This window comes from Chryseobacterium camelliae (genome assembly GCF_002770595.1).
Taxonomy (GTDB): Bacteria; Bacteroidota; Bacteroidia; order Flavobacteriales; family Weeksellaceae; genus Chryseobacterium; species Chryseobacterium camelliae.
Genome location: NZ_CP022986.1, coordinates 3,187,448 through 3,205,393, shown reverse-complemented (window position 1 = coordinate 3,205,393; position 17,946 = coordinate 3,187,448). Strand labels below are relative to the sequence as shown.

General features: G+C 40.9%; 17 protein-coding genes. 5 read left to right on the top strand and 12 right to left on the bottom strand.

The window, feature by feature from the left end; translation table 11 throughout:
• The first annotated feature begins 5 nt into the window (after positions 1-5).
• A complete protein-coding gene (gene nadD / locus CGB83_RS14905; protein WP_100077609.1) occupies positions 6-590 on the top strand; it encodes a nicotinate (nicotinamide) nucleotide adenylyltransferase in 585 nt (194 codons plus the stop codon).
• Between the two features lie 65 nt (positions 591-655).
• Positions 656-994 (top strand): DUF3817 domain-containing protein, encoded by a 339-nt coding sequence (locus CGB83_RS14900; RefSeq protein WP_100076516.1) that lies wholly within the window; start codon positions 656-658, stop codon positions 992-994.
• Between the two features lie 39 nt (positions 995-1,033).
• Here CGB83_RS14900 and CGB83_RS14895 read toward each other — a convergent pair whose 3' ends face one another.
• A complete protein-coding gene (locus CGB83_RS14895) occupies positions 1,034-2,815 on the bottom strand; it encodes a carboxypeptidase-like regulatory domain-containing protein (RefSeq protein WP_100076515.1) in 1,782 nt (593 codons plus the stop codon).
• A 287-nt stretch (positions 2,816-3,102) separates the two neighbouring features.
• On the opposite strand from CGB83_RS14895, the gene CGB83_RS14890 reads away from it, so the two are divergent.
• Positions 3,103-5,361 (top strand): TonB-dependent receptor domain-containing protein, encoded by a 2,259-nt coding sequence (locus CGB83_RS14890; RefSeq protein WP_100076514.1) that lies wholly within the window; start codon positions 3,103-3,105, stop codon positions 5,359-5,361.
• A 77-nt stretch (positions 5,362-5,438) separates the two neighbouring features.
• On the top strand, positions 5,439-6,287 hold the full coding sequence (locus CGB83_RS14885) for an alpha/beta hydrolase (protein ID WP_100076513.1): 849 nt from the start codon (positions 5,439-5,441) through the stop codon (positions 6,285-6,287).
• Between the two features lie 82 nt (positions 6,288-6,369).
• On the opposite strand, the gene CGB83_RS14880 is transcribed toward CGB83_RS14885, so the two are convergent.
• The 8 genes from CGB83_RS14880 to CGB83_RS14845 all read right to left on the bottom strand — a co-directional run bounded on the left by CGB83_RS14880 (position 6,370) and on the right by CGB83_RS14845 (position 15,228).
• The gene (locus tag CGB83_RS14880) at positions 6,370-8,127 is read right to left on the bottom strand and encodes a discoidin domain-containing protein (RefSeq protein ID WP_100076512.1); all 1,758 of its coding nucleotides are present in this window, start codon (positions 8,125-8,127) and stop codon (positions 6,370-6,372) included.
• A 117-nt stretch (positions 8,128-8,244) separates the two neighbouring features.
• Positions 8,245-9,168: a citrulline utilization hydrolase CtlX gene (gene ctlX / locus CGB83_RS14875; RefSeq protein WP_100076511.1), complete on the bottom strand. Its 924-nt coding sequence runs from the start codon at positions 9,166-9,168 to the stop codon at positions 8,245-8,247.
• 57 nt (positions 9,169-9,225) lie between these two features.
• The gene (locus CGB83_RS14870) at positions 9,226-10,140 is read right to left on the bottom strand and encodes a dimethylarginine dimethylaminohydrolase family protein (RefSeq protein WP_100076510.1); all 915 of its coding nucleotides are present in this window, start codon (positions 10,138-10,140) and stop codon (positions 9,226-9,228) included.
• Positions 10,141-10,659: 519 nt separating this feature from the next.
• Positions 10,660-11,946: a citrate synthase gene (locus CGB83_RS14865; RefSeq protein ID WP_100076509.1), complete on the bottom strand. Its 1,287-nt coding sequence runs from the start codon at positions 11,944-11,946 to the stop codon at positions 10,660-10,662.
• An 83-nt stretch (positions 11,947-12,029) separates the two neighbouring features.
• Positions 12,030-13,322 carry a phosphopyruvate hydratase gene (eno, locus tag CGB83_RS14860; protein WP_100076508.1) on the bottom strand — a complete coding sequence of 431 codons (1,293 nt, stop codon included), beginning with the start codon at positions 13,320-13,322 and terminating at the stop codon, positions 12,030-12,032.
• A gap of 135 nt (positions 13,323-13,457) precedes the next feature.
• Positions 13,458-13,976, bottom strand: coding sequence for a hypothetical protein (locus tag CGB83_RS14855; protein ID WP_100076507.1), 519 nt, complete (start codon positions 13,974-13,976; stop codon positions 13,458-13,460).
• Positions 13,977-14,074: 98 nt separating this feature from the next.
• Positions 14,075-14,398, bottom strand: a complete 324-nt coding sequence (locus tag CGB83_RS14850) for a hypothetical protein (protein ID WP_100076506.1) — start codon at positions 14,396-14,398, stop codon at positions 14,075-14,077.
• Between the two features lie 137 nt (positions 14,399-14,535).
• Complete coding sequence (locus tag CGB83_RS14845) at positions 14,536-15,228, bottom strand: sensor histidine kinase (protein WP_228419952.1); 693 nt, start codon at positions 15,226-15,228, stop codon at positions 14,536-14,538.
• A 476-nt stretch (positions 15,229-15,704) separates the two neighbouring features.
• On the opposite strand from CGB83_RS14845, the gene CGB83_RS20200 reads away from it, so the two are divergent.
• Positions 15,705-15,920, top strand: a complete 216-nt coding sequence (locus tag CGB83_RS20200; RefSeq protein WP_157761433.1) for a hypothetical protein — start codon at positions 15,705-15,707, stop codon at positions 15,918-15,920.
• On the opposite strand, the gene CGB83_RS14835 is transcribed toward CGB83_RS20200, so the two are convergent.
• Genes CGB83_RS14835 through CGB83_RS14825 form a run of 3 tightly spaced genes read right to left on the bottom strand, consistent with a single transcriptional unit; the run spans position 15,917 to position 17,944 of the window.
• A complete protein-coding gene (locus CGB83_RS14835) occupies positions 15,917-16,675 on the bottom strand; it encodes a hypothetical protein (protein WP_100076503.1) in 759 nt (252 codons plus the stop codon). The genes CGB83_RS20200 and CGB83_RS14835 overlap by 4 nt on opposite strands.
• A gap of 6 nt (positions 16,676-16,681) precedes the next feature.
• Positions 16,682-17,314 (bottom strand): response regulator transcription factor, encoded by a 633-nt coding sequence (locus tag CGB83_RS14830; protein ID WP_100076502.1) that lies wholly within the window; start codon positions 17,312-17,314, stop codon positions 16,682-16,684.
• A gap of 54 nt (positions 17,315-17,368) precedes the next feature.
• Positions 17,369-17,944 (bottom strand): CHAP domain-containing protein, encoded by a 576-nt coding sequence (locus CGB83_RS14825; protein ID WP_100076501.1) that lies wholly within the window; start codon positions 17,942-17,944, stop codon positions 17,369-17,371.
• Between the last annotated feature and the right edge of the window lie 2 nt (positions 17,945-17,946).

Sequence of the window (17,946 nt, the reverse complement as noted above, 5' to 3'; positions counted from 1 at the left end):
GACCCATGAAAAAAATTGGTTTATTTTTCGGATCCTTCAATCCTATCCATATCGGCCATCTTATCCTGGCCAATTACATCCTGGAAAATTCAGACATGGATGAGCTGTGGTTTGTGGTAAGCCCACAGAATCCTTTTAAAGATAAGAAGACCCTGCTCAGCGACCACAACAGGCTTGACATGGTTCAGCTTGCGGTAAAGAACTACCCGAATATGCGGGCGTCCAATATAGAGTTTTCTTTACCAAAGCCCAGTTATACTGTAGATACACTGACCTACCTGCATGAAAAATATCCTGATCACTCTTTCAGCCTGATTATGGGTGAAGATAACCTCAGCAGCCTGCACAAATGGAAGAATGCGGATCGCCTGGTGGAAAGCCACCACATCATCGTTTATCCAAGACTATCTGAAGGGCCTAAAGCAGATTCACCATACAGCAATCACAGTAATATTTCGCTGGTTAAAGCCCCGGTGATCGAATTATCCGCCACGGAAATCCGGGCCATGATCCGGGAAGGGAAGAACGTGAGGCCGATGCTGCCGCCGGAAGTCTTCGAATATTTGGACGGAAGCAGTTTTTATAAGTAATTTTGCATTGAAAGGGTTTAAGCGGAAATATCGTTTCAGTTCCTCAAAACCTTAATCCTGTCATTATGAATTTCATCGAAAAATTTTTCTCAAAATATCCACAGGAAAAAGTGATCAAATGGTTTAAGCAGATTTGTCTTGCAGAAGCCGTTTCCTGGTTTTTCCTATTTACCGCAATGACCTGGATACGTATAGATCCCGATGGAGTGTTACCGATCATTTACATCAGTACAATCGGTAGTATTCATGGTTTCTTCTTTTCACTTTATCTTCTGTTTTTGCCTTCAATCAGAAAAATATATCTCTGGGATGATGAAGACAGTGTTTTCTCATTGATTGCAGCCTTTTTTCCTTTTGCAACGATCTGGATTGATAAAAGCCTGGCAAGATTTGACAGAGAATAAAATAAAAAAGGACCTTCCGGTCCTTTTTGTTTTAAGCGATTACAGATCCCTTTTAACGTGTCCCGTTGCCGTGAGGGTATGGCTTCCGGATGTATTCGTATAGGTACCGTTAACGGTAAAATCAATGTAATCCCCTACCGTTCCGAAGGAACTTATGTTAATCATCATATTTCCGTTACCCGGAAGAATATCTGTTCCTGCCACTACTATTAAATAATCGGTAGTAAAACTTGCTGCAGCCCCCAGCATATTGTTCTGTACAATGGAAAAATACGAACCGGCAGGATTCATTGAGCTTATTCTTAGCTGCTTTACAGGAATGTTGGGTGACGAGGAGGTTAATCCTGACCATTTTGCATCAAAGGATCCTAATACGGTAACCATAGTTTGATTATCTATTTTGTAGATGATGAATTCACTTGTAGGATTGCATACGGTAATATTGCCTAAGTTCATCAGGTTAGCGGTAGCCGTAAATGCAACTTCATTAGTCGTCTGCAAATTATTGATATCAAGTCCTTCATAAGTAAACTGCGGATTTGCTGTACAGGAATAGGTATTGAAAGTGAAGTTGCCAGCGTTATCAACAGGAACCGACATATACTGGAAGTAGTTTCCGGCTCCGGCAGTTTTAAACACTACATAACCATCTGTTACATTCGCATTCGCACAGGTTTTCAGACTTCCCTTAATTGTATAAAGCAGTGAAGGTGGTATCGGTAATAGGATGTCCGGTAACACAATAGTACTTCCGGCAGTAAAGGGACCTATATTAGCCGTATAGATCACAACATGGCAGGCATCATATACTTTTAACGTGAGTATTTCCCCTGCCGGTACAATGCCGGATACCATACCGGTATTATCTGTGCTGCCATACACATCGTAAGCCTGCGACATTCTTTTTAATGTTACTACAAGATTCGGTAAAGCCTGTCCGGAAGAGGTTTTAACATGAACTTTAATGGTGGCCTGAGGAAACTGTATATCACAGTTCCACCATGAAAAATGGCTTACAGCTCCCACATATGCATTTCCGACTTTCGATGCAGTTCCTTCTTCATTCCACATCCCTGTCGTTTCGTTATATGACCAAAGCGGAATAGTGGCAGGTGAATTTGATGTTTGTGTGGCATCAATAGGAACAGTAATTTCAGCAGTATGTCCGTTGGCAATCTGAAGGTTCTGTCCCGAGCTTCCCGTCAATTGCACATGCAGCATTCCGAAGGTTTCCATTGCCCTTGCATTTCCTGTTGCATTGGTAGCCAAAAAGGATCCCGGCATCAGTTCGTTAAGATAGGTATTGGATGGTGTAAGATGATACAGTGATACCTTTACGGTTCCCGAATAGGCATTTCCGTTAGCATCTTTAAAGCTTCCGTCAAATTTTACTTGGGTGCCGTCTGGCAGAGCAACTGTAGAAGCAGAACCTGCAGAAACTGCAGCCGTTGTAGTAACAGGGATCATCATGATGTTGATCCGGTTCATTCCATCTGTAGGAACCATTACCCTTGATGCGTTCACATATCCTGCTTTCGTCACTTTTACATGGGCAAAATTTTCACTGACCGATACATTCTTGAAAACAAATAACCCTTTGTTGTCAGTAGTGACTGTATTTGATCCGATAGTAACCGTAGCACCGGAAACAGGCATTCCGCCGGTATCCAGAACTACACCCTGAAAATTCCTCTGAACCGCATTTCCGAAATTATAGCTTGATCCCGGATTTGATTCTTCTCCGGGAGATTCTGAGAGATATCCGTCTTTACAGGAGAATACAAGCAATAAAAGCAATAATAATAAGTAGTTTTTCTTCATATAAAATTTATTTAATTTTTCCCTAAAGTAAGAATAATTATTATAGTCTAAACTAATTTCTAAATTATTTACCTAATCATGTAATACTTCTCCGCTCAAAATTGTCTTTTCAGTATATAATTATCGATAGCAATTTTTTTAATATAAATTTTACATACTGAAAACCAATAAATTAAAATTTATTCAAAAACATTTTAAGTACTTTGTATTGCATGCTACTAAAATTAATATATATCTTTGCAATGTTAGATAATAAAAAATACAAGCTATTAAATAGATTTACACTCATGAAAACAACCATTCTCATTGCTGCCATATTCTTCACCGGTCTTACGTTCGCCCAGGAGAAAAAGACTGATTCCGTTAAAACGAAGTCCATTGATGAAGTGACCATCACGAAACAGGTATTTAAAAAACAAAGTGACCGCTTTGTTTATGACGTAGCCGCTTCACCGGTATCGAAAGGAAATACCACCTTTGACCTTCTGAAACAGATGCCTCTGCTGTCTACCACAGATGATAAAACACTGAAAATTGCCGGAAAAAACAATGCCTTAATTTACCTTAACGGAAGAAAGACCAATATGGATGCGGATTCCCTGGTACAGTTCCTTAAAAATACCCCGGCTGAAAACATTCAGAAAATCGAGGTAATTACGGTTCCGGGAAGTGAATATCAGGTGGAATCTTCGGATGGCATCATCAATATCATCCTGAAGAAAAGGATGAGCGACGGAACCAGCGGCACGATGAGAATGTCCAACAGCCAGAATAAATACAATGCAAGCCAGGCGAGCTTTTCTGTCAACTACCGTAAGGATAAATTAGGCATCAGCTCCAGCCTCAGCGGAGGAGAAAATATTAACCCCCAGGGCTATATCCTGAAAAACGGGACAGGTAATATCAGGAATGAGTCGGTAGGAAATATTGATGACCCTAATAAAAACATAGGAGGGTACCTGAATGTTGATTATCAGTTGAACGATAAAAGCAACCTGGCGCTTTCATGGAATTCATGGGCCAATAAGAGCTATAATTCCACGATCGACCTTTTAAATACCATCACCCAATACAGCAACGGAAACCTGATTTCCACCAATTATACCCGCACCAAGAATAAGGAAGATGCGAGGAATTACAATAACTCGGTCAATCTTAATTATGAGCTGAAGCTGGACTCACTGGGGAGTAAGCTTAATGTGAATGCTGCTTACCTCAACTATAAGAGATTTCAATACTCAGATAACAAGACCATGCTGCCGGGTTCTGCCAATGACTTTTCACAGATCAGTAAAATGATCATCCAGAATATCCCGCAGCGCATCAATAACTTTTCCGGAACGGTAGACTACATCCAGAAATTTAAAAATGATTTTACATTCTCTGCGGGCGGTAATTTCAACAAGACCAAAACAGATAATGATACCCGCAATACCACTTTCAATTACAGCTATAATGATGATGGTACATTACTGAAAACCGAGACCAAAGAAGACCCGAATCACTTTATATATGATGAAAACATTTATGGCCTGTATGTAACCTTTGAAAAGAAGTTCTCCGACAAGTTTTCCGGAAAAGCAGGTGCCCGTTATGAGATCACCAGCAGCCTTGGAACCTCGGATAATGCAAAACAGCCGGAATACCAGAAAATTGAACGCAATTACCAGAACCTGCTTCCTTACCTGAGCTTCAACTATGCTATCAATGATAAGAACAATCTTTCCTATTCATTTTCAAGCCGGATGAGAAGGCCGAGTTTCTGGGAACTGAATCCGGTAAAAAACATCATCACCGAAAACAATTATACCCAAAACAATCCTTTTGTAAAAGCAGCCTCTACGTATAACCAGGAACTGACCTATATGTATAAGAATTCTTATTTCCTGATCTTAAACCACTCGCTGTTTAAAGATGTTATTACCCAGGTTCCTTTACAAAGGACCTACACGGAGAATAATATTGAAAAAGTTCAGCTGGCCTATATCAGGACCAACTTCGGGACCAAGCAGGAAATGTCTGCGATGGCCGGAATCCAGAAAACCTTCTTTAAAGGTTACCTGACTACGAACTTTAATGCAGGATTCCAGCATAACATCAATAACGGGACACTGAATACGGATCCTACTACCGGTCAGGTATTCGATACCTATACCAATAAAACCAAATCTACAAGCTTAATGATCCAGACGAACAATACGCTCCGGCTGGACAAGAACAAATCCTGGTTCCTCGGTGTAAACTATTTTTTTGTAGACAAACAGCAGATCGAGCTTGGATTGCTTAAAAACCTGATGAGCCTTGATATCAGCGTGAAAAAAATCTGGAACGACTGGACCTTTGCCTTAAACCTTGAGGATGTACTGCGTACGAATATTGTAGAAATAGAAGATACACAGGCAAACGGGAACTACAATTACATCCGTAATGACCAGTACAACAGAGGAGCCACTTTCAGCATCACGTATAATTTCGGAAATAAAAAGGTGAAGAAAGTACGGGATATCGAAGGAGCTTCCGATGCCATCAAGAGCAGGACACGGTAAGAATTATCATTCTTCATATCAATTATTTTGTTATGACCTGCCGGTAAATTCCGGCAGGTTTTGTTAACTTTAAGAGTATGGAAAGAAATATCATTTTAATAATCGGATTGGTTCTGGCAGCTTTTCAGATCAGCTGTAAAGAAAACAAAATAACAATGGGGACTGATGCCTCATTTATTAAAAAGGAAAACATTCTGTATGCTGAAGACAGGAATCCGGAACTGACCATGGACCTGTATACTCCGGAAAAGCATTCCCGTGAAAACAAAGATGTATTCATCATCATCCATGGCGGCGGCTGGCGCGGCGGCAATAAATCTGAACTGACGCTTTTTACGCTGTCCATGATGAAAAAATTTCCGCATTCCGTTTTTGCCAACATCAATTACAGGCTCGCCTCAACGTCAAGATATGCATTGCCGAATCAGATTGATGATATCCGGACTGCTATGAATTATGTAGAAAAAGCAGCAGGCTTTCAGCCACGGTTTATCCTTCTGGGAAACAGTGCAGGAGGTCATCTGTCTATGCTGTATGCCTATAAGTTCGATCCTGATAAGAAGGTAAAAGCGGTCATTAATATTGTGGGCCCTGCCGACCTGTCGGATCCCGGTTTTAAACGCTATGATGATTACTCTTTTCTTGAAAACCATCTGGTAGATCCCAAAGCAGCTTATGGATCACCGATGGCATATGCCAGTCCTGTGGCCTGGATCAGTTCCCATTCTGCTCCTACGCTTTCTTATTACGGAATCAATGACCAGGTGGTTCCCTTTACACAAAAAAACATCCTTGATTCCGTCCTCAGTAAAAACAAGGTTCTTCATGAATCCTATGAATTTACCGGCGGACATTCGGATTGGTACCAGGGGAAGAACGGGGAATTTCTTATTGGAAAAGTGGAGGCGTTTTTGAAGAAACTTTAATGTAGGTCCAAAACTTTAAAAGACAAAACCATCGCTGTGAACGATGGTTTTTATATGATCCTATTTTCAGTTAATTATTATGTTACTCCGATTTCACGATCTCTGTCCGCTCCGAAATCCCATTAGCGTTAAATGCTTCAATCTGGAAATAATAGGCATCGGTACGGTCGGCTCCGGTAAAGAAATATTCGTTCTTTCCGTATCCCATGATGCTGCCGTACATTTTATCCGGGGATTTGCCCCAGTAGATAACGTAACCGTCTGCATCAGGATTTTGCTGCCATTTCATCCAGATGCTTCTTCTTTCCCCGTATTTCTTAGGGTCGGCCCTGAGTGGGACGAAATTCTGTACTTTGGCAGGAACAGCGCCCGGGCCTTTTCCGAAGACCCTGAATCCGCTTAAGGCAAATTTCCCGGTAGGCATTTTCAGGTTTTCCATTTTCAGGAACCGTGCCTGTGCAGGCTTTTCAAGCTCTACATAATCGTGAGGGACATCTTTGGTATTTTTGCTTTTATCCACGATAACGTGCCATTTCTTACCATCGCTGGATCCGTAGATTTTATACTGATGCATTTTTCCGAGTGTCTTACCCATAAATTCTGCGTCCTGGTCTGCATAATTGATCTGGATCGCATTGATGGTGCATACTTCACCCAGATCGGTCTGGAACCATTCTCCTGGGTTACCGCTTTTGGCGCTCCAGTAAGTTTTTATATCTTCATCCACAGCATAATTAGGCTGATATCCGCCCAACGTTGATGATACCTGCACCGGCTTATTGTAGTTCAGGAGCATCCATCCTGCAAACAATCCTTTGGAAAAATCTTTTCTCTGGGCGTATTGAGGCAGGAAAGTAGGATAATCCCCATACGCTGTATTGCAGTACATCACATCATCTTGATCGAATCCCGCCGGCCAGATGCCTAATCTTCTCTCGAAATTGTTTTTGGTGGAAATAAATATGGTGGAGATATGCCACCAGTTTTTATAGTTGTCTTCAAAAGTGGCTCCGTGCCCTGCCCCGCGTGCAAAACCTCCGGGCTTATAGGAAAACGGATTGTGCTGCTGGTATTCAAATCCTTCCAGAGGATTCTTGCTGACATAGACTCCATCCGAATACCCGCTGAACTCAGTAGCCGGCGCACCATACTGCATATAGTATTTGCCGTTGTGCTTGGTCATCCACGCTCCTTCCACAAAAGGCTGCAGGAAAACATTGTCATTATACTCCCCGAAACGTTCCCAGCCATGATCTTCAGGCTTTAATCGCACAATCGGCTTTACAAACCCTTCAGACTGAAGGGTTTTTACTTTCACTTCCGTTCCCAGCAATGGCCATTCGTTGCTGGATCCCCAGTAGAGGTATAATTTATTCTTATCTTCATCATAATGAAAAGCAGGATCCCAGGCGCCAACTTTAAGCGTATCTACCGCTATTTTCCAGTCGTCTTTGGTAGGGTTTGTACTCTTCCAGATCGGGAAATCCTGTTCCCAGGTGGATCCGAAGACATACAAAGTATCCTTCATTTTCCAGACGGCAGGTGCATTCAGGTCATGAATGTATTTATTGTCCCTCAGGAATTTCCTTTTTACGAATTTCCAGTCGAGCATATCGTCACTGTACCAGTATCCCTCCTGATTGGTAGAAAACAGGAAGAGTTTGTTTTTAAAATTAACGATGACCGGATCGGCTGTAGCCCTGTGTTTCCCCTGTTTTGAGAACACTTCAAACGGGGTATATCCGTAATCGATGTTGATGGGGTTACAGAATGTTTTTTGCTGGGCCTGTGAGAAAAAACAGATGCAGATACCCAGGCTTACCAATAGCTTTCTTATCATAACAACATTTTACATTCTTACAAAGTTAGTGTAATTTTTTAAGCCGTTCCTGGCCTGTGATTATGAAAAATGTTCTGAATACAGGGTATTCAGAACATTTAAATTATTTTGATTGTATTATTTTTTCGGCAGGAAAACCTCAGCCAGCATACATCGTGCACTGCCTCCGCCATTCACTTCGATGGTATTCAGATCCGAATAAATGATTTCACAGTATTTTTCGATCGCTGAAACCTGGTCGCTGTTTAATGACCGATACGCCGTTTCGCTCATAATCAGGAATTTTTCACCATCCTTATTCTGTACCTGAAGCATATTTCCGGCAAACCGGTGCATCTGTTCTTCCGAGATTTCAATGATTTCTTTCCCTGAATTCTTGATGGTTTCTATTACCTTAGCTCTTTCCAGTTCATCATCGATACAATCCAGGCAGATCACTACAAAACGGTCTGCTACACACATCATCACATTGGTATGATAAATCGGAAAACGCTCTGAACCTACCGTCTGATAAGAATGGAATACAACCGGAGTAAAGCCATATTTTTCACAGAATTCCCGGAACAGGTTTTCATCCAGCCTCAGGGAAACCGAACCGTAGGCAATTTTATGGTCGTGATCAAAAATCATACTTCCTGTTCCTTCCAGATAATGCCCCTGAATTTCCGGGAATGACCAGTCATCGATCTCAGTCACCTCAAATCCCTGGTTTTTGATGCTTTCAATAATATCTTCCCGTCTTTCCACTCTCCTGTTGGTGGCGAACATCGGATACAGGACCACTTTTCCGTCCCGGTGGAAGCTCACCCAGTTATTCGGGAAAATAGAATCCGGCGTATGGGGCTCTGCCGTATCTTTTATGGCAATCACATTGATTCCTTTGCTTCTGAGCTTTTCGGCAAAAGTTTTGAATTCTGCCAATGCCTTTTCCTGGATATCCAGTTCTTTCTGCTCGATCTGGAAATAGTTGTTTTCTGCCGTTTCTGCATTAAAACCGAAAGCAATCGGTTCTATCATGAGTACTGTATCTGTTGTCTGCATTTTTTTGATTTAAAAATTTAAAGATTAAAAGATTAAGAGATTAACTCTTCTGCATTTTTACTCTCTCACTAACGGCATCGTAGAACACCTCAGCAGGCCTCCCATTTTTGAGATCTCACGGTAAGGAATTTCTTCTACAGTCATTCCCCATTCGTTTCTGAGGTAGTTGTTCATGCGGGTGAAAGACTGGTCAGAGACTACCACGTCAGGAGCAATGGAAAAAATGTTCGGGAACATTTCAAACATCTCTTCATCATTGATGTGGAAACAGTTTTCTTCACCGAAGATATCAATGATCAGGCGGTAGTCGCTTTCATCTACGAATCCGTTCTTGTAAATGATGCATTTATCCTCTCCTACCGGATTAAATGTGCAGTCTAAATGTAAGATGCCCTCATAAGGAATCTTGTCATTCTTTTTCAGTTCAAGGTCAATGATCCTTTTCTTGGGAAAATATTCTTTGAGGATTTCGATGGCATATTCGTTCGTCCTTGCCGTTTTGTAGCTCCGGTAATCTTCACTGAAGCAGGTGCCGATAAAGAGGAAGTCATCCCAAACAATAACATCTCCGCCTTCAATATGCGCAGTTTCCGGGAGGTTGATGATTTTTCTCCATGCCACTTTTTCAAACACCTTCTGGTAAGCGTCCTGCTCATCTGCCCGGTCTGCAATCACATTGGAAATGATCATCTTGTCATCGATCACAAAGGCTACATCCCTTGCAAATACCTGATTATAGTTTTCGATAATGCTCGGACGGAGCACCTCTACATCATATTTTTTAAGGACAGCCTCAAAGGCGTTCATTTCACTGATGATATCCTGCTCTTTCGGATAAATGTTATTTTGAATGGAGTGATATGACTTGGCATCATAACTTTCATCCAGGACAGGGACTGGTCCCATTGAATTGGGCTGGCCTAAAACCACTGATTTCAGCCTTCCCGTTTCATTTTTTATATTTAGTTTCATAGGAATTTTATGGAAAATACAAATATAAGTAAAGGGCTGAACCCACAAAACTTTTGTGTTTTCCCGGCATTTCAATTAATTATCCTGTAAAATAAAGCTATGCAGTTTTTACTTCGGATAATTTTTCAATAACGGTTGTTTTATCCTTTTAGATCTCAAGTTTTCAGATATTTTTAATAATATTCCGCATCGCATAAAATAAAAAAAATTTCATATTGATTATTTTCATATTTTAGGGATATAGTTCAGAGCGGACTATTTTTTATCAACATCAAAACCAAAAACTATGAACAGAAAAAAAAAAGTGCTGAAGAATGCACAGAAATTAGACAGAACCCATCAAAAATCCATTTTAGGGGGTGCAGTACCAGCACCGGGAAGACGCTGCTGTGAGTATGATGACACAACAGGACAATGTACAGTCTGGACTTGTACCAGATGCCAGTGTCCGTAAATAAAATTTTTCAATAAAAGAAGAAGGCTGCCCGTTGGGCAGCCTTCTTGTATATGATAAGGATATTATCTGTTGGTAATATCAATATAATCTCTTTTCTGAGCCCCCTGGTATACCTGTCTCGGTCTTCCGATAGGATCTCCTTTCAGCCTCATTTCTTTCCATTGGGCAATCCATCCCGGTAATCTTCCTAATGCAAACATTACGGTGAACATTTCAGTAGGGATTCCTAATGCACGGTAAATGATTCCTGAATAGAAGTCTACGTTCGGGTACAGTTTTCTTTCAACGAAGTATTCATCTTCAAGCGCTACTTTTTCTAACTGCATGGCAATATCCAGAGCTTTGTCCTGGATTCCCAGTGCATTCAGGATGTCGTCTGCTGCTTTCTTGATGATTTTTGCTCTAGGATCGAAGTTCTTGTATACTCTGTGACCAAAGCCCATCAAACGGAAGCTGTCATTTTTATCTTTTGCTTTAGCAACCCACTTGTTAACATCTCCACCGTCTTTCTCAATCAGCTCAAGCATTTCGATTACCGCCTGGTTTGCACCACCGTGAAGTGGTCCCCAAAGTGCAGAAACCCCTGAAGCGATAGAAGCGAATAGACCGGTATGGGCAGAACCTACCATTCTTACTGTTGAAGTAGAACAGTTCTGTTCGTGATCCGCATGAAGGATCAGTAATTTATCCAATGCGTCTACCACTACCGGATTCATTTCAAACTCCTGGTTAGGAAGTCTGAAAGCCATTTTGTAGAAGTTTTCCACATAGTTCAGGCTGTTGTCTCCGTGATTAAGCGGCAATCCCTGGGTTTTTCTGTACGTCCATGCACAAAGGTGAGAGAATTTGGCAATCAGCAGCTCGGCCGCATGATCCATTTCTTCTTTGGAGTTCACATTTACCGCTTTAGGATTAAAAGCCGTCAGTGCAGAAGTCATGGAAGAAAGAACTCCCATAGGATGCGCAGAGCGAGGGAAAGCATCGATGATTTTTTTCATCTCCTCTGCGATGAAGTTATATTGTTTAATATTATTCTCAAAAGCAGCGTACTGATCTTTATTAGGCAATTCTCCCTGCAGTAAAAGATACATTACCTCGGTAAAATTGGATTTTTCAGCAATCTGTTCGATAGGATACCCTCTGTAGAAAAGTTCTCCCTGGTCTCCGTCCAGATAAGTGATTTCGCTGATGGTGGCCCCGGTATTTTTATACCCTAAATCCAGTGTGATAAGACCGGTCTGGTCTCTTAATTTTGAAATATCAATTCCTCTGTCCCCGATAGTACTATCCACGATGGGATATTCATACGAATTACCGCCGTAATTCAATATTACTTTGTTGTCTGACATTTATTTATTTTTTTTCTAAATATACTACTTTAAATAAAATACGGCAAACAAAAAACATCGCTTGCCGTTATTTATATTATCAATTATCTTTTGATTTTAAAAGCATCCAATCCAGGGAAAACAGCTGTTTCGCCCAATGCTTCCTCAATTCTTAACAACTGATTGTATTTTGCCATCCTGTCTGATCTTGAAGCAGATCCTGTTTTGATCTGTCCGCAGTTCATAGCAACCGCAAGGTCTGCAATTGTAGAGTCTTCTGTTTCACCGGATCTGTGGGACATTACCGATGTAAATTTATTGTGCTGAGCCATTTGTACGGCAGCCATAGTTTCGGATAAAGAACCGATCTGGTTTACTTTAACCAGAATAGAGTTGGCAATGCCTTCATTTACTCCTCTTGATAACCTTTCTACGTTGGTCACAAATAGATCATCTCCTACCAGCTGTACGCGGTCTCCGATTTTATCGGTAAGCATCTTCCATCCTTCCCAGTCATTTTCCTGCATACCGTCTTCAATAGAAATGATCGGGTATTTCGCAGCCAGTTCAGCCAGGTAAGATACCTGCTCGCTGCTTGAGAATTGTGCTGCATCCGCAGTCTGGAACTTTCTGTAATCGTAGATCCCGTCTTTGTAGAATTCAGAAGCGGCACAGTCAAGCGCTAACATAATGTCGTCGCCAGGCTTGTATCCTGCTTTCTCAATCGCCTGAAGCAAAGTATCCAGGGCATCTTCTGTTCCTGAGAATGTAGGAGCAAAACCACCTTCATCACCTACGGCTGTAGATAAGCCTCTTGAATGAAGAATGGATTTAAGGCTGTGGAAGATCTCAGTTCCTTTTCTCAATGCGTGAGAGAAAGAATCTGCTTTTACCGGCATGATCATGAACTCCTGGAATGCGATAGGTGCATCAGAGTGCGATCCACCGTTGATTACGTTCATCATCGGAACAGGAAGTGTATTGGCATTCACTCCTCCCACATATTTGTATAATGGCATTCTAAGCTCTGTGGCAGCAGCTTTGGCAGCAGCTAATGATACTCCAAGAATGGCATTGGCACCCAGATTTCCTTTGTTGCCCGATCCGTCCAGATCAATCATGATCTGATCCAAAAGATTCTGGTCGAAAACCGGAAGGCCTACCAATTCAGGGGCAATGACTTCTCTTACATTTTCTACAGCTTTGGAAACTCCTTTTCCCATCCATTCAGAACCGCCGTCACGCAATTCCACCGCTTCATGTTCTCCGGTAGACGCTCCGGAAGGTACTGCAGCACGACCCATCGCACCGCTTTCCGTGAATACATCTACTTCTACTGTAGGATTTCCTCTTGAATCCAAAATTTGTCTCGCTTCTATGTAAGAAATGTAACTCATTGTTCTATTTTTATAGTTCGGACAAATTTAGTGAATTTTTAAATTTTCGTGTTATTTCAGGGCTTATTTATAGAATAGGTGTAAGTTAAATTTTAGTTAATTTTAGAAATCTGTATATTAGTATCTTATTTGAAATCAGTAGAGATTGTATTGGGCTTTATCTTCCGGGGTAAGTGTTTTGTATTCCTTTATTTTTTTTGTTTCCTGTTCCAGTTTGCCGGCTTCCGCTTTTGCCTTTTCAGCCTCTGCTTCTACGGTCTGCGAAACCTCTTTCTGCAAATTGGTAATTGCTGACACTACAGCATTAAAGCTTGTCCAGTAGGAATCTCCCTGACACTGCTCTTTAAAGTTTATGCAGTGTTCTTCAAGCCTGTATAAGGCATCACGAAGCATATTGACGGGTGCCGTTCTTTCTCCCAGTTTGGATAATGTTTCAGTAATTCTGGTAATCTGCTCCAATGAAACATTCTGCCCGGAGGGTATCTGTGCTGCCAGTTTGCTGGTAAGTTCCGTAGTAGTTGCTATGGCCGCATCCGGCTGTACTTCTGAAAGGATTTTATTGATGCTGCCGTTACTGTCAATATTCAGGACAGCGCCTCTTCTCATTGCATCATAAGAAATCTGGTAATTGGAATTTTTATTTTTAAGTTCCATTAAAGTTGCCTTATGTGTTGTATTGCAGGATGATGTCAAGAGTCCTGCAACAACTAATAATCATAGTGTTTTCATATTGTTTTTTATTAAATGGATTATTATTTTCTAGGGGATGGTGCAAGCAATCCTGCCAGAGCACCGATGGAACCGGAGGCAATCGCGGTAAAAATTGTCACCAGCTGCTCTTCAAGCGGGATCTTATTAACGGAGATAACAATAAGGCCGGCAATGATAGAAATCACAGACAGTCCCAGAGCCAGCACAATAATCCTGTAAATCCAGGAATCTGTGTCTTTAGGATTGGTAGTGACCATTCTTTCCGCCGCTCTTACAGGATCTTCTTTAAACTCTTCCTGAAGTTTCGGATTGTTGTTCAAAGCTGTTTTAAAATCATCAAAGGTGTTGTCAATGGTTGTTTTCATGGTAATGGATTTAAAATGTTTACACCTTCAAAGTTCCGATTACCATATACAGCCGTCAAGTACCCGAAAGGGTGATTTTATCCATAAAAAAGACAGCATCATAACAAATGTTGCTGTCTTATATAAACCATTGAAATTTATAATCCGATTCTGAAAAGCAGACGGGTACCGTTTCCGGCGGTAATTTCAAAATGACCGTTCTGGTCCTGCATTCTTCGTTTCATATTGCTTAGCCCGTTGCCTTCACTGCTAAGGCTGGCAATGCCAATACCATTATCTGAAACTTCCATGGTGAATTCCTGTTCATCCTGGCTGAAAGAAAGGTGTAAGCGGTCTGCCCGGCTGTGCTTATACGCATTATTCAGCGCTTCCTTGAGGCATAAAAACAGATTCCGCCTTTGCTCGGTTGTGATAACAGTTTCCTTAACGATATCTTTAGTTTTGATATCAAGGAGAATAGGTGTCCTTTTCAGGAAATTCTGGGCATAGAGTTTTGCATATTCAGTGAACCCTCCCAGCGTATCATGCTGCGCATTCAGGCTCCAGAGCATTTCGCGCATGGAAATGCTCATCTCTCCGGAGGTTTTCAGCAATTCATTAAGATCATCCTGCAATTCAGGATCCTTTATTTTGAGCTTCAGGAACTCTGCCTGCAGTTTTAGGGCAGAAATTCCGGCTCCCAGGTCATCATGCATATCATGGGAAATCCGTTCGCGTTCTTCCTCAACGAGCCTCTGTTTTTCGAGTTCTTTTTGAAGGAGCTGGTTCTGGTGGACAGATTCTTTGAGTTGGTTTTCTTTAAGGTACAGAAGCTGCTTTCTGTTATACATGTAAACAATAAAGATGACAAAACAGGTAAAAAGAACCATGAGTAACAACGCTATTATATAAGCTAATTTTATTTCATCCGGCAGAGTTTTCATATTTTTTCAGTTAATAATCCTTTTAAAAACAACAGATATGACCCGTTGGTAGCTACCTGAAATGTATATTTTAAGAAATACAGGAAATTTTCATCTCTTGTCTGTAAGTAATACATAGGCGCCATTCGAAACAAATAAAATACTGCCCAAAGCAGCAAAGACGAGCTGATCCAAAAAAGCTGACTCTGAAGAATAGGCATGTCATCACTCTGATAACTGATCTTTTCATAGAACCATGTCAGTGAGATTAAAATTAAAAAACAGCAGTACACAATTCCTGTATTAATTGAATATACGGTATCGCTCATCAATAAGAAATATTGTGAGAGTATAAATGCCAGTATGGAAATGCTCACAAGCCATATCTTATTCTTAATGAAAAAATGAAAATAAAAAGAGAAAAATATGATGCAGAATACATCCAGGAAATTATTAATGTCCTGGCGATGTGGCATTTTAAGAATGAGTATTTCGCATCCTATGGTTACGAAAAAGTAAATAAAATAAAAATGTTTCCACAGTCGTCTCATGGCTATGGAAACTATAAAATTGAGCCCTATGATTACGTAATAGAGTGCATCCAGAAATGTTATTTCTAACATGTTCCTGGAGGACAAAGTCCGTTTCTGTCATATAAACCTGTCTTTTCACAGGCCACAAGTTCATTTTTAACATATTTTTCTACTACCATAATAAAAGTCAACCTGTTATTATATTTATCAGCTATTGTATGCATTGCAGGATAAAATCTAACGACAAACCTTGCCCCTGTATCCTGCCCGTATTGCCTTAAAAATTCTGTATAAATATAATTCTTAACGATAAATCTTTTTGTATTACCCGGGTCAGGATCTCCATCCGGAATAAAACGATCCAGAATACTTTTAAGATTTTCATCGTAAAAAGTCCTGTTTGCTAAAAATATTTCCTGAGTGATATGCTGGGCATTATCACAGTTACTGATGATGTAGTATTCTTTGTCTTCAGGATTCAGATACATAAATACCAGTCCTTCATGTAAAGTTTCTCCTATGAAAATATGTACTTCTTCCCTATTATCAAAAATCGCACGAAGCACTTTTTCTGTAATAAGCAGAGGAGTCTCATATTTCTCACTGACGTTCCCGTTAAATTTATTGATCATACCGGGAGCATCTCCCGGAGGCAATATATAACCATCTGTTAAAGGTCTGTCAACTTCTTTCAATGGATTCAATAGATCATCCAGATGAAGTAGCCCTTTGTTATAAAGGGTATGTTCTAATAATGATTCTGACTGCTCATAAATACTCATCTCTGTCCAATCAATACATTCTTTAGAAAATGCCTGATTCTTTACAATTGAATTACTCATAATTTCTTAGTTTTTAAAATGGTTAAATTTATTAATGGCCTCCACTTTGTTGCTGACGTGGAGTTTCCGGTAGATATTCCCGACATGCTTTTTCACAGTATCCATGCTGATGCATTTCTGATCTGCGATTTCTTTGTATAAAAGTCCCTGTGACAACAGTTGCAGGATTTCTTTTTCGCGGTCCGTAAGTTCGTCGAAGCCTTTGATGTCCGGAAGCTTTCTTTCAAAGTGGCTCAGCACTTTCCTGGCAATGGTAAAACTCATGGGAGCACCGCCGTTACAGACGTCGCGGATAGAAGAAATAATCTTGTCCATACTTTCCCCTTTGACCAGATAGCCCATGGCTCCGGCTTTTAGGGAACTGAAGACTTTTTCATCGTCCTCAAAACTGGTACACATGATGAACTGGGTTGCAGGCATGTCCTGTTTAAGCTGGTGAATAATTTCAGTGCCGGAAATATCCTGTAACTGGATATCCATCATAACAACATCCGGAGAATGGGCGGGAAGGTTTTTCAAAGCCTCATTGCCATTAAAAAACTGGGCAACAACTGTCATATCATCCTGGTAATTGATGATCTTTTTCAGGGCATTGTTGTAGTTTTTTTCATCTTCTACAATGGCAATTTGTATGGTCATGGCTTAGTATTAGTTTCTTTTAAAGTTAAGATATTCCTGCAATATACAATACACTTACACAGCGAGTTTTGTAAACGGAACAAGAAATCCCATAACTCTCATATCCCCATCTATACTGGTAGAGCGCTTTTTCTGATAGACCCCATCACCTTCCCTGAAGCTGCCGTTTCCGGTATTTCCCTCTATAGTCAGCATCTTGTCACCCAGAAATTCAGTTACGATCCCGGTATGTCCGTTACTGGTACTTCCGTGGCGCCAGATAATAATGGCCCCCGGTAAAGGCCGATTTTTGACCCTCTGCTTATCCGGTGTGTTTTGCCAGACCGTCAGGCAATGTTCGGATGAAAATACAGGTGAAATCACCCCAAGCTTGTGCTCCACGTAGCCTAGCATGCTTTCTATAAATGCCATGCACCATGCTTCCCCGCCTGCATAATTGTCTACGGTTCTCTGGCAAAGCTCTACAAAATAACCGCTGTTAACTCCTTTTTCCATCTGACCTACGCAGGCTTCCGCTGCATAAATAAATAACGAACGGGCATCCCCCTCTCTAAGTGCGTACTGTGCAGAGCCGTTATTCCTAATCTTATCATCGATAAATGCGACAAGTTCCGGTTTAATATTTCTCATGG

Excerpts from the sequence above, each read along its gene's own strand:
- ctlX (WP_100076511.1), bottom strand. The coding sequence starts at position 9,168 with ATGCAGACAACAGATACAGTACTCATGATAGAACCGATTGCTTTCGGT.
- CGB83_RS20200 (WP_157761433.1), top strand. The coding sequence starts at position 15,705 with ATGAAAATAAAAAGAGAAAAATATGATGCAGAATACATCCAGGAAATT.
- nadD (WP_100077609.1), top strand. The coding sequence starts at position 6 with ATGAAAAAAATTGGTTTATTTTTCGGATCCTTCAATCCTATCCATATC.
- CGB83_RS14890 (WP_100076514.1), top strand. The coding sequence starts at position 3,103 with ATGAAAACAACCATTCTCATTGCTGCCATATTCTTCACCGGTCTTACG.
- CGB83_RS14900 (WP_100076516.1), top strand. The coding sequence starts at position 656 with ATGAATTTCATCGAAAAATTTTTCTCAAAATATCCACAGGAAAAAGTG.
- CGB83_RS14830 (WP_100076502.1), bottom strand. The coding sequence starts at position 17,314 with ATGACCATACAAATTGCCATTGTAGAAGATGAAAAAAACTACAACAAT.
- eno (WP_100076508.1), bottom strand. The coding sequence starts at position 13,322 with ATGAGTTACATTTCTTACATAGAAGCGAGACAAATTTTGGATTCAAGA.
- CGB83_RS14850 (WP_100076506.1), bottom strand. The coding sequence starts at position 14,398 with ATGAAAACAACCATTGACAACACCTTTGATGATTTTAAAACAGCTTTG.
- CGB83_RS14870 (WP_100076510.1), bottom strand. The coding sequence starts at position 10,140 with ATGAAACTAAATATAAAAAATGAAACGGGAAGGCTGAAATCAGTGGTT.
- CGB83_RS14880 (WP_100076512.1), bottom strand. The coding sequence starts at position 8,127 with ATGATAAGAAAGCTATTGGTAAGCCTGGGTATCTGCATCTGTTTTTTC.
- CGB83_RS14895 (WP_100076515.1), bottom strand. The coding sequence starts at position 2,815 with ATGAAGAAAAACTACTTATTATTATTGCTTTTATTGCTTGTATTCTCC.
- CGB83_RS14835 (WP_100076503.1), bottom strand. The coding sequence starts at position 16,675 with ATGAGTAATTCAATTGTAAAGAATCAGGCATTTTCTAAAGAATGTATT.
- CGB83_RS14825 (WP_100076501.1), bottom strand. The coding sequence starts at position 17,944 with ATGAGAAATATTAAACCGGAACTTGTCGCATTTATCGATGATAAGATT.
- CGB83_RS14865 (WP_100076509.1), bottom strand. The coding sequence starts at position 11,946 with ATGTCAGACAACAAAGTAATATTGAATTACGGCGGTAATTCGTATGAA.
- CGB83_RS14845 (WP_228419952.1), bottom strand. The coding sequence starts at position 15,228 with ATGTATAACAGAAAGCAGCTTCTGTACCTTAAAGAAAACCAACTCAAA.
- CGB83_RS14855 (WP_100076507.1), bottom strand. The coding sequence starts at position 13,976 with ATGGAACTTAAAAATAAAAATTCCAATTACCAGATTTCTTATGATGCA.
- CGB83_RS14885 (WP_100076513.1), top strand. The coding sequence starts at position 5,439 with ATGGAAAGAAATATCATTTTAATAATCGGATTGGTTCTGGCAGCTTTT.